The sequence below is a fragment of the Pseudomonas sp. CDFA 610 genome (genome assembly GCF_021147865.1).
Classification (GTDB): domain Bacteria; phylum Pseudomonadota; class Gammaproteobacteria; order Pseudomonadales; family Pseudomonadaceae; genus Aquipseudomonas; species Aquipseudomonas alliivorans.
On record NZ_JAGTPM010000008.1, the window covers coordinates 56433 to 69397 of the forward strand.

General features: G+C 58.4%; 8 protein-coding genes. 1 reads left to right on the forward strand and 7 read right to left on the reverse strand.

From position 1 onward, the window contains the following. Positions 1-289: 289 nt before the first annotated feature. Positions 290-7741, forward strand: coding sequence for an RHS repeat-associated core domain-containing protein (locus KDX39_RS16030; protein ID WP_231661027.1), 7452 nt, complete (start codon positions 290-292; stop codon positions 7739-7741). 271 nt (positions 7742-8012) lie between these two features. On the opposite strand, the gene KDX39_RS16035 is transcribed toward KDX39_RS16030, so the two are convergent. From KDX39_RS16035 to KDX39_RS16065, 7 genes are all read right to left on the reverse strand, one after another. Further along, on the reverse strand, positions 8013-9386 hold the full coding sequence (locus tag KDX39_RS16035; protein ID WP_231661028.1) for a PepSY-associated TM helix domain-containing protein: 1374 nt from the start codon (positions 9384-9386) through the stop codon (positions 8013-8015). A 63-nt stretch (positions 9387-9449) separates the two neighbouring features. Continuing rightward, the gene (locus tag KDX39_RS16040; RefSeq protein WP_231661029.1) at positions 9450-9911 is read right to left on the reverse strand and encodes a DUF2946 domain-containing protein; all 462 of its coding nucleotides are present in this window, start codon (positions 9909-9911) and stop codon (positions 9450-9452) included. A 13-nt stretch (positions 9912-9924) separates the two neighbouring features. Further along, positions 9925-10386 carry a copper chaperone PCu(A)C gene (locus KDX39_RS16045; RefSeq protein ID WP_231661030.1) on the reverse strand — a complete coding sequence of 154 codons (462 nt, stop codon included), beginning with the start codon at positions 10384-10386 and terminating at the stop codon, positions 9925-9927. Between the two features lie 54 nt (positions 10387-10440). Then, on the reverse strand, positions 10441-10830 hold the full coding sequence (locus KDX39_RS16050) for a DUF2946 domain-containing protein (protein ID WP_231661031.1): 390 nt from the start codon (positions 10828-10830) through the stop codon (positions 10441-10443). 161 nt (positions 10831-10991) lie between these two features. Further along, the gene (locus KDX39_RS16055; protein WP_231661032.1) at positions 10992-11198 is read right to left on the reverse strand and encodes a hypothetical protein; all 207 of its coding nucleotides are present in this window, start codon (positions 11196-11198) and stop codon (positions 10992-10994) included. A 4-nt stretch (positions 11199-11202) separates the two neighbouring features. Next, complete coding sequence (holA, locus tag KDX39_RS16060; protein ID WP_231661033.1) at positions 11203-12240, reverse strand: DNA polymerase III subunit delta; 1038 nt, start codon at positions 12238-12240, stop codon at positions 11203-11205. A 42-nt stretch (positions 12241-12282) separates the two neighbouring features. Next, positions 12283-12888, reverse strand: coding sequence for an LPS-assembly lipoprotein LptE (locus KDX39_RS16065; RefSeq protein WP_231661034.1), 606 nt, complete (start codon positions 12886-12888; stop codon positions 12283-12285). Positions 12889-12965 lie beyond the last annotated feature (77 nt).

Genomic DNA, 12965 nt, shown 5'->3' on the forward strand with positions numbered 1-12965 from the left:
AGCCGCCGGACGGATGGTGCGAAAACCAGAGTCTGTTCCCGCCGCCACGTTGTTCGCAGAACCTGTCTCGTAAGGGAAAGGGCGTTGCGCTGGGGGCAAGTACAGACATTCCACCGCGTTCAGCGCTAGAAGAAATCAATCGGCAGACGCTGATCGCGACACGGTCTAACTGCTGGCAAGAATGACAGGTCACGCCGCAGCGCACCGGTCGTACGCTAAGTGCAGCTTCGAGTATCGAGAACCGTAACCTCATCTCTTGGTGAGTTTTTTCAGACAGGGAGTCCGAAAAATGTCCACTTCAGCAGCCGCACCGGCTACAGCACCGATTACCGGTATCATCAATTACAGCGACATGGGGCATGTGCTAACCACCGATCCCGACGACACACTGCCAGACATGGATGGTTTTGATCGGCTGTACTGCGGCAGTTCGGAAAACGGCTGGACCAGTCCTTGCGAGATAAGGGCCGGGCGCGACCTTGCAGTGGGAGAAACGCTGACCGCCTGCCTCATCCGTCAGAGCGACGGCAAGTTGATCGATGAGGTGACGTTTACCGCGGACAGCACGAACTGCAAACAACATCAGTGGCCGGCGGCGTTCGCACGAGCGTTCAGCCGTGCTTCTCGCTCGATCACCGCGGGCAACTTCGACAACGACAACAATTTCAAGACTGACGGAACGGCGCTGCCTGTCCGTCTGTGGCACCACAGTTGTCGAAATCGCGCATTTACGACGGCGCCTTTCTCCACCAATCAGGTTCAAGCACTGGCGGTAACAGGCGAGACGCTCAAGGAAGGCGTGCGCTTGTGCGTTCAAGTGCGGGACATCAGCACCCAGGTGATGTACGAGAATCACTTTTTCAACGTGAAAAAAGACCGGTTGACCCTTGAACAATGGGGAGAGGACCTGTGTATTGCGCTCAATCGCGACAGCCGTCTGTTGCGTGCGGGGGTTAAAAATGCGCAGACCTGCACCATTACCCCGATGAGCACAGCTAACGCGCTATGGGTGCCTCAGGACTCTGACCTGTCGGTGACACTGACGTGTGCAGACTGGATCAACCAGGCGACAGTCGACGGCGCGAAACCGTTACCCCCCGGACAATGCCTGAATGTCTACGTGATGGATGCGTTTTCGGCCAGGGAAGTGGTCCCGGTGTTCAGTTTTGTCGCTCCGACTCCCGTCAAGGGTAAAAGCGATACCTGGTTAGCGGCCTGGTCAACCGCTGTCGGTCAATCTGCACTGGCACCGTACGTTCGGATAGGGACCGACCAGACCGATGCCCTCGCGCCAAATGCTGTCACGGCGACGCTCTGGCAGAGTGGCGACGCGTTCAGGGTATTCAGCACAGACCCCTGTCTGGATAACTGGTTGCCGGCTGACGTTTGCGTGGCGGATCTTTACCACGGTGACGAGACCGGACTGGTTGTCATGGTCCGCCATCCGCACAGCCATGAGGTCATGTACAGCGCGCGGTTCGCGCCCGCAGGTGCGAAAGGAAAGGCGCAATGGGTTCTTGCGTTCTGCGACTTCATAAAGTCACGGCAGTGGCCCTGCTTGAGGATCGGCAGTGCTGATGGTGTCTCCGCAACATTGGCCTGCAAGGCAAATGCTGTGGATGAAATCGCGCTATGGGTTCCGCGCGATTCAGAACTGACCATCACAGTGGAGGCTGATACCTGGGGCCCAAGCGTTAACATTGGCCCAAATGAGACGCTTGAGGTCACCGATTGCGTGACAGGTGACGTGTTGGCGTCCTATCAAAACAGCGATCAGGCACGTTCCGATGACCTTGCGCTGTTCCGGATAACGGATGGCGTCTATCAAGCCGCCACACCATTGATCTCGCTGGGGAGTTGGAGTGATCGCGTCCCCGGTATGGAGGAGCGCGTCTTTCGCTTGACTCCACAAGCGCGCGCCCTGGGTGTGAAAGTCGCTTCATCCAGCGTCCAGGGCTGTCGCGTGACCTCGGAATCCGCTTATTGGCGCGTCTCGTCCGGGGGGCGTTCAGGTATTGAGCTTGAATTTGATTATGCGGACAGCGTGCCTCCTGATGTGTCAATGACGCTGGGGCACGTTGGGAAAGCAGGTGCTTTCAGCTTTTGGTCTGACCGCGAACCCGTTGTGCGGGTCACCCCGAAGGCGGTTGATCCTTATGTGGCCTCAAGCCCGCTTTGCGAGGACTACGGCAATACCTTTCGCTCTGAAGTATTCGATGTCAGCGGACAAAGTGAAACCGGCATTGACCCGCGCACTGGGCTGTTCCACGCCCACTACCCGGTTGCAACCTTGCAGGGCCTTGAAGGCAGCGGACCCATTTGCGACCTGACGCTGCATTACTCAGCGCTGCGCGGCAATGAGGCCGGACTCGGCGATGGATGGGCGTTTCGGTTCTCGAGCCTGGATGTGCGTGACCGGGCCCTCACGCTGGCGAATGGTGTGCATATCGACTTCGATGACGCTGAATGGCTGGCGCTCGGTCAGGGAAAACGCTTGACCAAACGAGCCTGCTGGGTATCGAGCAACAACGATTACAGCGAATTCACCCTGCACTACCCCAGTGGAACCCGCGAGGTCTTGAGCAGACCGACAGGCGATAACGTAGAACCCAATGATGCGCTGCGCTTGAAGATCATTGACCTTTTAGAGCAAATAAAGAACAAGGCGAAACCCTGTCCGCCTAAACCGGAAGGGGTGTGGCAATGGATATTGGCCGTATCCAGTCCGGTGCTCTATGCAATTGCTGCAAAACTGGACTGGGACGAAGCGGTAAAGAAATGGCGGGAAAACACCAAGGCGATCGACGATGCACTGGGTTACTGGCGCAGGCCCTTTGTACAACTTGTCCCTTCCAGGATCCTTTCCAACGCAGGGGGGGAGTTATCGCTGAACTGGAATCGCCAACGGGGTCAGTTTCAACTCACTGAAGTGCGAAGCGGCAGCACGGTCTTGTTCACCGCGAAGTATTCGCATACGCAGGTCTCGATGGAGATCTGGCCCGGTTCGAGCGAGGCATTCCAGGTAACGTTAACGTTAGCGAATTATTTGTTGTGCGATATCCGGTGCACGCAGTCCGGTCACGTGTTTCAGTCTGTGCATTGTGGCTACAGCGTCGACCCTACGCTGGACCGGGTATTGACACGACTGGAGGAAAGGGACGGATCGGTTGAGTCAGTCGTCTACGAGGCAGAGGCCGTTAAGTTTTCTAACGCTCAACCGGCATTGCCTCATGTTTCAAGGCATGTCCTTTTGCCAGGAGGCGGGCAGGAAAATAGTGTAACGAGTTATCGTTATTCCCGGAGCACCTACGTGACGCCCATGAAGCACATCGACAGCTTCATATCGAGTCCCTTCGAATTGGTGAAGGAATTACTAAGTGTCTCCGACCCCCTGTTTGTACTAAACACGTTCAATGAATCAGGAGTGTTTGGTCAGGATAACTATTTTTACTGGGTAGAAAGTACTTCGCTACAAGGCGGGGCTCTTGTCGTTACCATAAAGCTTTATGACATGACTCACCAGGAAATAGGACGTGCGATTAAGCAGCACGGTTCTGCAGAGTATAAGTACACAAGCTATCAATCGGTGAAAAGTAGTGGAAAAGATATTGGGACGAAGGCTTTTCCCTCATTTGAGGTGACGTGCTGGAAGGACGATCCCGACGAGCTGTCCAGGCTTGCGAATACCTTATCTGCATGCTGCGTTTGGGAAGGCGCTTTATTTTTTTTGAGCCGACTTACCGGCGACTTCTATAGTAAAGCCTTAAGCAAACTTGACCAAGTGAAGAAGGATAGCAACGATTCTCTGAAGTCACTCGCCTCGTCGATGACCAGCGTTCGATCCTTTACCTATAACGACGATGGACAACTGACTCAAAGCATCGCGGCAGACGAAACGATAACCGAGTGGCGATACTACCCTCGCTCGGGTGGTGCAGGCATGTCGCCCGACACGTATTGGGGATTCCAAACCCCGGAAGACCTGAAAAAAGTGTCGCTCACGTGTCCCCAGGTACCGGACCATACCCTGCCACCGGCAATGGCCGAATACCAGTATCAAGTATTGGACGGAAAGTGCAGCCCGTTGGCCTTGGCTCTCTATGGTTACCGTGAGCAGGAATATGCCGGCAACAAAGTGTTGTCTGCTTGCGATATCGTAAACATCGAAGGCGTCGTGGCGGCTCCCGGTACCTGGAAAGTGAGCCTGGCCGAAGGACGCTCCTTCCCGCTGATCCGCCATGAAAAGATCAGCGAAGAACCACGCAAACCCAAGTCGTCCAACAACGGGTGCAAAGCGTTCATCTGGTCATCGACTCACTGTCAGACAACCTGTTTCGACGGGAACTTTACTCAGCTCACGACCACATTGCGCTGGGAGGACAACCCTGTCGAGCAAGGCTTTATCCTGTGTACAGATGCCACTGCCGAATCCATAGAGGGGAAATTAGAGAAGACATTATCAACCGAGATCCGCTCACGTCTGACGCGTCGCTGCCTGATCCGCCGTCGAGCGGGGGAAGAGCTTCGCTGGGCTCATGACGCGCTGGGGAGAGTCGTCAGTGAACAGCGATTCTCCCTGCCGCCTGGTGAGAACCGTGTGAAGGAGGGGGCCAAACCCGTCTCGGAACAAAAGACGGCCTACTGCGTCGTCGATCAGGGGGTGCAGGCGACCACCCTGCAGACGCCGGGACAAACCACTCGAACACTGTTCGATGGACTGCAGCGACCCATCCGCAGAGAGCTGAAGGCGCCTAACCATGCAGGATGGTGCGTACTGGACGAAATCGAGTTCGACAGCCTGAGCTGTAAATGCGAGCACACGCGTTTCGACTATTGGCCGGGTGGCCTGCGTCGCCGTTCGGAGTTGGGGCAACGCGGGGTATTGCCTGTCAGGAGCAATCGGGTTTGGAATCAGGAGGAAACAACCCTGGAGGGGGCCGGTTCAAGTACGACCGTGCAGTCATGGCGTACCGGGCAGGGCGAGGTGATCACGCAGACCTCGAAGAGTGAGGTGCTGGCGGATGGCACGGTCAGGCGCACGCAGTCGTATCGAGGTGGTGACCGGATGGTGCGGCCAGAGGTGAGCGTTTGCTATGACAAGGCCGGGCGCTTGACTCATTTGCAACGAGGTGATTCGCAAAACGGCATGGCGGTGGTTTATGACGAATTGGGGCGCGTTAACAGGGTCATACAGCCAGACGGTAGCCGGGTGGACCAGCAGTATATTGACCTTAGCCCCAAGGTCAACAGCGTTAGGGTCGATGGCATCAAGGTCGGCTCGCAAGACACCCTCAGACCATATAGTTTAAAGGGGTTGCGTTCGTATTCTTCAGAACCCGGTGGGGGCCTGCGCCAACCGGATGGAACTGTCCTTCGCACTGAGCTGACGGAGGGGGGGCTGTCTTTCACGGAAAAACGGGCGGGCGCATCCAGCGAAACGCCGAGCAATCTGCTGAGCTCCCTCGCATTCACTGAGTTGGGGAAAACCCTCTCGGTCAGCACCCACGAAAGCGTCAACCAGCAGGACGGCTTTTTGATCGGTCCTCACAGCGACACCCTGAGCCGGCCCGGCTTGCTGGGCGATACTCGACGCGTGGTGAGAACCCCGCGAGGCTCGCGTAAGGGCAGCGAAACACGCTCGCTGATGGGCAATCTGTTGGCCGCGCGACGCAGTGACGGAAGCGTTCTGCGACTGTTTCTAAACCGGGATCAAAAGATCTTGCGTCAGCGTCATAACGGTATTGATGTCTCCTTTTGTTACACCCGGGATGGCCATTTGCTCAGTCAGACCGCAGTGATCGCTCAGGAAGGCACTCGATTGACCACCCGCTACCAATACGACGTGTTCGGGCAGGAAGTTCTGCGAGAGTACCAACGCGCTGGCAGTAGTTTGCTGACACTGCATCAACGCTGGTCGGACAACGGCCTGCTGACAGGCATGACCCTGAACCGTGGCAATGAATGGGTGCGTACCGAGACATTCAGCCACGACAGTTGTGATCGGTTGACGACTTATCAGTGCGACAGCCTGGCAGCCAATGACTGCCCGGCTGATGCCCAGGGGCGTCGGATCAGGAGGCAGGTCTACCAGTGGGACGGTCTGCAGCGCCTCGACCGCTGTGAGACGACCTTTGTGGACAACACGAGCCAAACGCAGCGCTATGGTTACGAAGAAGACGAGCCGACTCAATGCGCATCGATCACGCTCGAAGGTGCACAACCCAGCGAAAAGGTGCTGACCTGGAGCAGGAACGGTTGCATGGAGCAGGACACGGATGGCAACACGATGACGTATTCGGCTCAAGGGCAACTGCTGGAAGTGAAGGACCCTCAGAACAAGCTGTTGACCCGCTACGCCTATGATGGATATGGACGGCTTGCGGCTCAGTACGTCGCTGCCACGGAGCAAACCTGCGAGCTGGTTTACGAAGGAGACCACCTGTGCGGTGAAGTCTGGTTTGATCGTGCCGGGAAGGTCATCAAGCAGGTGATGTTGGGGACCGATTATCTGCAGCAGACCCTGGAAAACGGAGCACGGCCGCGGATTTCACTCTCATTGGACGACCCTCACAGCGGCCCCGTTGCTTCTAATCCAAGCGTCTGCGACGGACTGGTTATCAGTGCGTTTACCCCCTTTGGTGAAAACGGCGCGCCTCTTGAGGGCAGTTGCAAGGGCTATAACGGTGAGCGTCGAGACCCCGTGACCGGTTGCTACCATCTGGGCAATGGCTACCGTGCCTACCATCCGCAAATACGCAGTTTTCAACAACCGGACAGCTTGAGTCCGTTCGATGGCGGCGGAATCAACGAATACAGTTACTGCTGTAATCCCATCGATTATCACGACCCCAGCGGGCACATCATGCTCAGTCGTTGGGGGCAAGACGATTTGATCGACCGGCTTGAGCAAACACTGCGCGAGACCCGACCCCAGCCCGTGGGCAGCCGATGGCGGGGCATCGCCCTGTCGTTCATGTTGACGGTGGTGGGGGTATTGCTGGCCATTCCGTCGGGCGGGGCTTCGCTTGCACTCTTTGCGATCACCAGCGCGCTGTCCTTTACTGCGCTGGCACTGGAGGTGACATCCAAGTTTCTTGAGGACAGCGATCCTGAACTCGCTCACAAACTGGGTATTGCGAGCATGGTGACGGGTTTTCTCTCCATCGGAAATTTTGCCAACGTCTTCAAGCAGGCAGGCCGTATGTTGCGCTGGACGTTGAGTGGCATCGGGCGCCTTGTCACTCGTGTTCAAGCCAGTATCCGGGGCGCCATTCGAGGCTGGCGACACTTCAAGCGCTATGGTTCGTTGGCAACTGCCGTAAAAGACGTCGCGACCGGTCGAAAAGTGGGAAGCATCGCGTGGACCGAGATGGGCACGCAATACGTCGAGTACCTCGGAGAGGGCGCGGTACGGACCGTCACGGGCCTGCGGGCGAAAATCGCCTGGTATGTTCCCGGCGCTCACAACGTGATGCGCCGAACCGCGCACCTTTACCACTCCAGGGTGTTGGTAAACGTGGCAGAGGGAGCAGAGGCGTTGGGTACCGCTTTGGAGGGCAAGATCTACTACGACACCTATGCCGGTGTAGAGAGCCTCTACCTGCCAGAGGCAGAGGATGATGAGCCCGAAAAAGTCAGGGGTAGCATGCGTTGGGCGGAAATCTTCGGGCGTGAACTCAAGCAGTCGGGCCAGGGCGTGTTGGATGCTCTGGGGGATCTGAGGCCAGGATCTCTTGCATGAACGCAATAAACGCCTTCACCCGCCTTGAGCTGTGATGGTTGGGCAGGTACAACGCCGGGATTTCGCCCTTGGCGTTGTCCGGGCAGGCCGGGCTTTTCCGCCTGCTGAAGACATAAAAGGAAACGCCCCGACAAGTCGGGGCGTTTCAACTGTGTTTTCACACAGTCCGCGAAGGCGGCTTTTCATATCTTGAAACAACGAGGCCTGATCCTGTCAGGTGAGGAATTCATCACAAAACCGCCCGCCGGTTTCAGGCCCCGCCGCGTGCAATTTAAGCTGCTGCCGACGAATTAGCAAAGCGGGAGAAAACTATTCGGTCAAATAGCCAGACAACCACCAGCGAAACGCCCACCAGTGGAAACGCGACCGCAATGCCAAACATGATCGCCATGGCGGTTTTCCAGCGGGGCAGATCGTGGCGCAGCGGCGGCACACCCAGACCGCCTCGGGGACGACGTTTCCACCAGATGACCAGTCCGCTGACAGCGCTGAGCAGGATCATCAGGCAGGCGAGGAAGATCAGCAACTGATTGATCCAGCCGAAAAACTTCCCTTCGTGCAGCATCACGCCCATTTCGGTCGCCCGTGAAACCAGGCTGTAATCCTGCCAGCCAACATCAGCCAGCACCTTGCCGCTGTATTGATCGATATGCAGGGTGGCGTCATTGCGCGGGTCATCGGCAAACACCGACACCGTGAACACGCCTTCGGCGGTCTTGGGTGCCGTGATGCTGTAGCCAGGCTCGATGCCCTTGGCGGTGGCGATGTCGACCACCTGTTGCAGGCTGATCATGGGGGCAGCAGGGCCTGCGGACATGCTGTGCTGATGCATGTGCTCGGCATGCTCACCGGTGGATTGCGGCATCGGCGTGTTTTCCATTGCCCACGGCACGGTCTGGGCGCTGGCTGTATTGAGTTCGCCGGCCATTTGCGTGGACTTGGGCACGTCGGTCCACATCGCTGCGGGGAAGGTGTTCCAGACAGCCGCGTACTGCTTGCCCCACATGCCGGTCCAGGTCATTCCGCTGAGTAGCATGAACAGCAGAATCAGTGATCCCCAGAAGCCGGTCACCGCATGCAGATCCTTCCACAGCACGCGCCCACGCGCTGTCAGCCGGGGCCACAGCACGCCTGCAGCACGGGAGCCTCGTGGCCACCAGAGGTACAGCCCGGAAATCACCAGCATGATGCCCCAGCCTGCGGCCAGCTCGATCAGCCGGTCACCGACAGTGCCGATCATCAGTTCGCCATGCAGCGCGCGGGCAATGGCCTGCAGGTTCTGCTTTGCATCCTGAGTGCCCAGAATCTCCCCTCGATACGGATCGACGAAGACGTTGACCTCACGGCCCTCATCACGAATCACGAATTGCGCGCTGCCTTCGGCGCTCACTGGCGGGAAGTACTTGCTGATGGCGGCCTGTGGATAAGCGCCCAATACACGCTGTTGCAACTCATCGGCACTGATCTGATGGTGAGCAGGCGTCACACTCAGCAGATCGCGGTACATCAGGTTGTCCAGTTGTGGCTTGAACAGATAGATCATCCCGGTCAGCGACAACAGAATCATAAAGGGCGCGACAAACAATCCGGCGTAGAAATGCCATCGCCAGGCCAGGTTATAGAAAGAAACAGTGGGTTTTGACACGGTCAACGCTCCCGAATAGGGATAACACAGCACGACTCGCCCGCAGCCTGGGCCGCGTGCGAGTCATGAAATTTTCTGGTTCCAGTCTGTGAAAAGCGTTGGCGGTGCCCGACTTCGGGCATTGGGGAAAATGGCCCGTTGCGCATGCCCGAGCCGGGTCTGCGCGGTGAAATAGTCCGCATGGCGCAGCACAGCCGCTGCGACCACCACAGGTACATAGGGAAGCGCCGGGCAACTGAACAGCAGTGTGCAGTAACCGCATTTGGCCCACAGCGCATGGTCGCCCGCGCCCGCGTCAGCCGCCGTGGCGTGTTCGCTGCCATGGTGCGCGTGGCTGTTGGCCGAACTGCCCATGTCCATCGACATGGCAGGCGGCATCGACATGCCGGCGTGCTGATCCATCGGCATCGACTGGGAGATCAGTGGACCGATGAAGATCATCAACATGGCGAACAGGCTCAGCCACGCGGCCCGGTGTTTAACCGGGACGGCTGATCGTTCGCGGACTCGGCGCATCGCGCTCAATCGGGAAGGCTACTCAGTGCTGGTGTTCGGGAGCCTGCTTTTGTACCACGACCTGCACCTGGACATCTCCCGCCTTCTCGAAATGCAGCGTCATCGGGAAGCGTTGCCCGACGATCAGCTTCGAACGGTCTTTGATATCCAGCAGCATCACGTGCCACGCCATGGGCGCGAAGGTCACGGTGGCGCCGGCAGGCACGTCCACGGATTGCACCTGCTGCATCTTCATCAGACCGTCCGCCTGGATGTGCTGATGCAGTTGTGCCTGACCGGCAATCGGGGTATCGACGCTGACCAGACGGTCTGCTGTGTCACCTTTGTTTTCAAGCACGAAATAGGCGGCCACGGTCGGGGCGTTGGGTGGCAGCTCCATCGACCAGGGGTGGGCAATCATGATCTGGCCAGCGGTGTACTGGTGAGCGTGGGCAAAACAGGCAGGCAGCAACAGCGCGGCCAGCAGGAGGGCTTTCTTGAGCATCGGGGTTCTCCGGTCAATCCATTCAGGTGCATCGGGGCACGAACAAACGGTGTATCAGACCGGCGGGGAGGCTCGCGGATTGGCGCTCGGCCATTGCAGGCGCGGCGAAGCATGGATCAGGAAGATCGCAGGCGCAAAGCGGTCGGGCTCCAGCCGCGCGACCAGCCCATGACTGAAACCGGGCGGGATGACGACAAACACCGACCCCGAGCAGCATGGGCAGTGCTGCATCGTGGACCGATGCTGTTGATCGTCAGGCATGCCTTGCGACGCTTCGACCAGTGGAATGGCGACCAATCGGGTACCGCCACCACTGCAGAACGTCCCCCACAGCATCTGCTCCCCGGCCGCGCGTGGCGTGCTGGGTGACAGTGGCATGGCCAGCAGACTGAACAGCACTGCAAAGCAGGCAATCCAGACCGATGTCGTGTGTCGTTGGGACATCACAGGTTCCGTTCGTGTGCGGGTAATCAACCCCGCCATTTAGCCTGAATGAAGGGGAGAAGTAAAAAGCGCAGAGAGTCGCGGGCGCCTGAAAATCGCTTCTGTCAGGCCGGCTGCGCTTCGTTTGACGGTTTTTGCTGTGGCTGACAGCAGCCACTTGGTCAATGCACGAACAGTGCGACGATAGAAAACACCAGCATCACGAATCCAGTGGCGCTGGTCCATCCGGCTTGCCAGTTGTCTTTGAGCCAGGAGCCTTTCTTCGGGTATTTCCCCCACGTCACGATGCGCACGACCGGCCAGCCGATGGGATAGCAGATATAGCGAAGCGGGATTTCGAAAAAGAGCTGAAAGAATACGTCTGACACGGGATTACTCCGCTGGCAACGGCAATCGTTGTCCGGCCATCAACAGCGCAAGCCGGCTCAGGCTGCTCCATGGCGAACCTGCTGCCTGGCCCTTGATCTGCGCATCGATGCGTTGCGCATCCATGAGCAACTGGCTCCAGCGTTTTGCCGAATGACGTTGCAAGGCCTTGCTCATCAGCGGTTTGCGTTTGTCCCAGACCGGTGGGCGGGCCGAGCTGAAAATCTTGTCCATGGGAACGCCCTGGCTGAATGACAGGGACATATTGGCCAATGCACGTAGCTCGCGGGTGAGAGCCCAGAGAATCACAGGCGTTTCGACCCCTTCGCCGCGAAGCCCTTCCAGCATGCGCAAGGCATGTGCCGCTTCGCCATTGAGCACGGCATCGGTCAGGCCGAACACATCGAAACGTGCACTGTCGGCCACAGCGGCCTGCACGGTTTCGACGGTGATCTGCCCGTCCTCGGCCATCAGCTTGAGCTTTTCGATTTCCTGCGCCGCGGCCAGCAGGTTGCCTTCGACACGTGCGGCGATCAGTTCGACCGCATCCTGAGTCGCCGCAAGCCCCGCCTGTGAGAGGCGCTGGCGAATCCATTGCGGCAACTGGCCGATGTCCACCGGCCAGATCTGCACGAACTGGGTTTGCGCGCCTTCGACCAGCGCCTTGCCCCACTTGGTTTTCTGCGCGCTGCCGTCCAGCTTGGGCAGGCTGATCAGGAGCAGCGTGTCCTCGGCAGGACGGGCGCAGTATTCGATCAGTGCTGCGGCACCCTTGTCGCCGGGCTTGCCGGAGGGCAGGCGCAATTCAAGAAGGCGACGCTCGGCAAACAGTGACATGCTGGCACCGGCCTGCAGCAGCGTGCCCCAGTCAAAGCTGGCATCGGCGCTGAACACCTGGCGTTCGTCGAACCCTTGCTGGCGAGCCGCAGTGCGGATGGCGTCGGCAGCTTCCTGGCACAGCAGCGGATCGTCACCACTGATCACGTAGACCGGTGCGAGCGTGCCTTGCAGGTGTTTACCGAGTTGGGCGGGGGCGAGTTTCATCGTCGAGAGAATGCCGGGGCCGGCGAACCGGCCCCCGGACACTTACCTGTTCGGGATTTCAACAGGCGACTGTTGAGGTGTTTCGTCACGAATGCGCTGAGCTTCTTCCAGCGCTTGCGCTTCAGCCTTGGCGACCGCGTCGGCCTTGGCCTGCAGTTCGTCCAGACGAGACGGCGTGAGTTGCTGGAGACGCGCCATCATTCTCTGAATCAGCTCGTTGCGCATTTCGCCACGGACCTGAGCCGCTTCCTGGTCGGAGCCTGTCAGGTTGTTGCCGTCGTGAACGTAGGAACGGTCCGCACTAACCTTGTCGCCCAGCAGAAAACGATCCTTCTCGCCGCGCACTTCGTACGTAAGCGTGTTGGTCAACTGGTATTCGGAAGTACGGCCCGAACCGCTGAACGTCGCGTTGCGCTGAGTCTCAGCCTCATTGACCAGCACCAGTTTGTAAGGTGCTCCCGTGTAGACCTTCACGCCCGAGCTGGTCAGTACGCGTGTGAGTTGAGTGACGGTTTCGCCGTAGGCATTGCGCGCGCTGACATCCAGTTCCTTGATAGCCAGCTCGGTCGTGCCAGTACCACGCAGATGAAAGCCGCAGGCACTCAGCAGAACGGCAAGGCCCATCACCAGCAAATTGCGTTTGATCATCTTGGTGCTCCCCTTGAATCCTTGTGGGCCGACTTCGCGTCCCCTGGAAATATGTTCGGCACCCGGTCTGCCGGGTG

Coding starts and splice junctions, on each gene's coding strand:
- KDX39_RS16030 (WP_231661027.1), top strand. CDS start 290: ATGTCCACTTCAGCAGCCGCACCGGCTACAGCACCGATTACCGGTATC.
- KDX39_RS16045 (WP_231661030.1), bottom strand. CDS start 10,386: ATGCTCAAGAAAGCCCTCCTGCTGGCCGCGCTGTTGCTGCCTGCCTGT.
- KDX39_RS16050 (WP_231661031.1), bottom strand. CDS start 10,830: ATGTCCCAACGACACACGACATCGGTCTGGATTGCCTGCTTTGCAGTG.
- holA (WP_231661033.1), bottom strand. CDS start 12,240: ATGAAACTCGCCCCCGCCCAACTCGGTAAACACCTGCAAGGCACGCTC.
- KDX39_RS16065 (WP_231661034.1), bottom strand. CDS start 12,888: ATGATCAAACGCAATTTGCTGGTGATGGGCCTTGCCGTTCTGCTGAGT.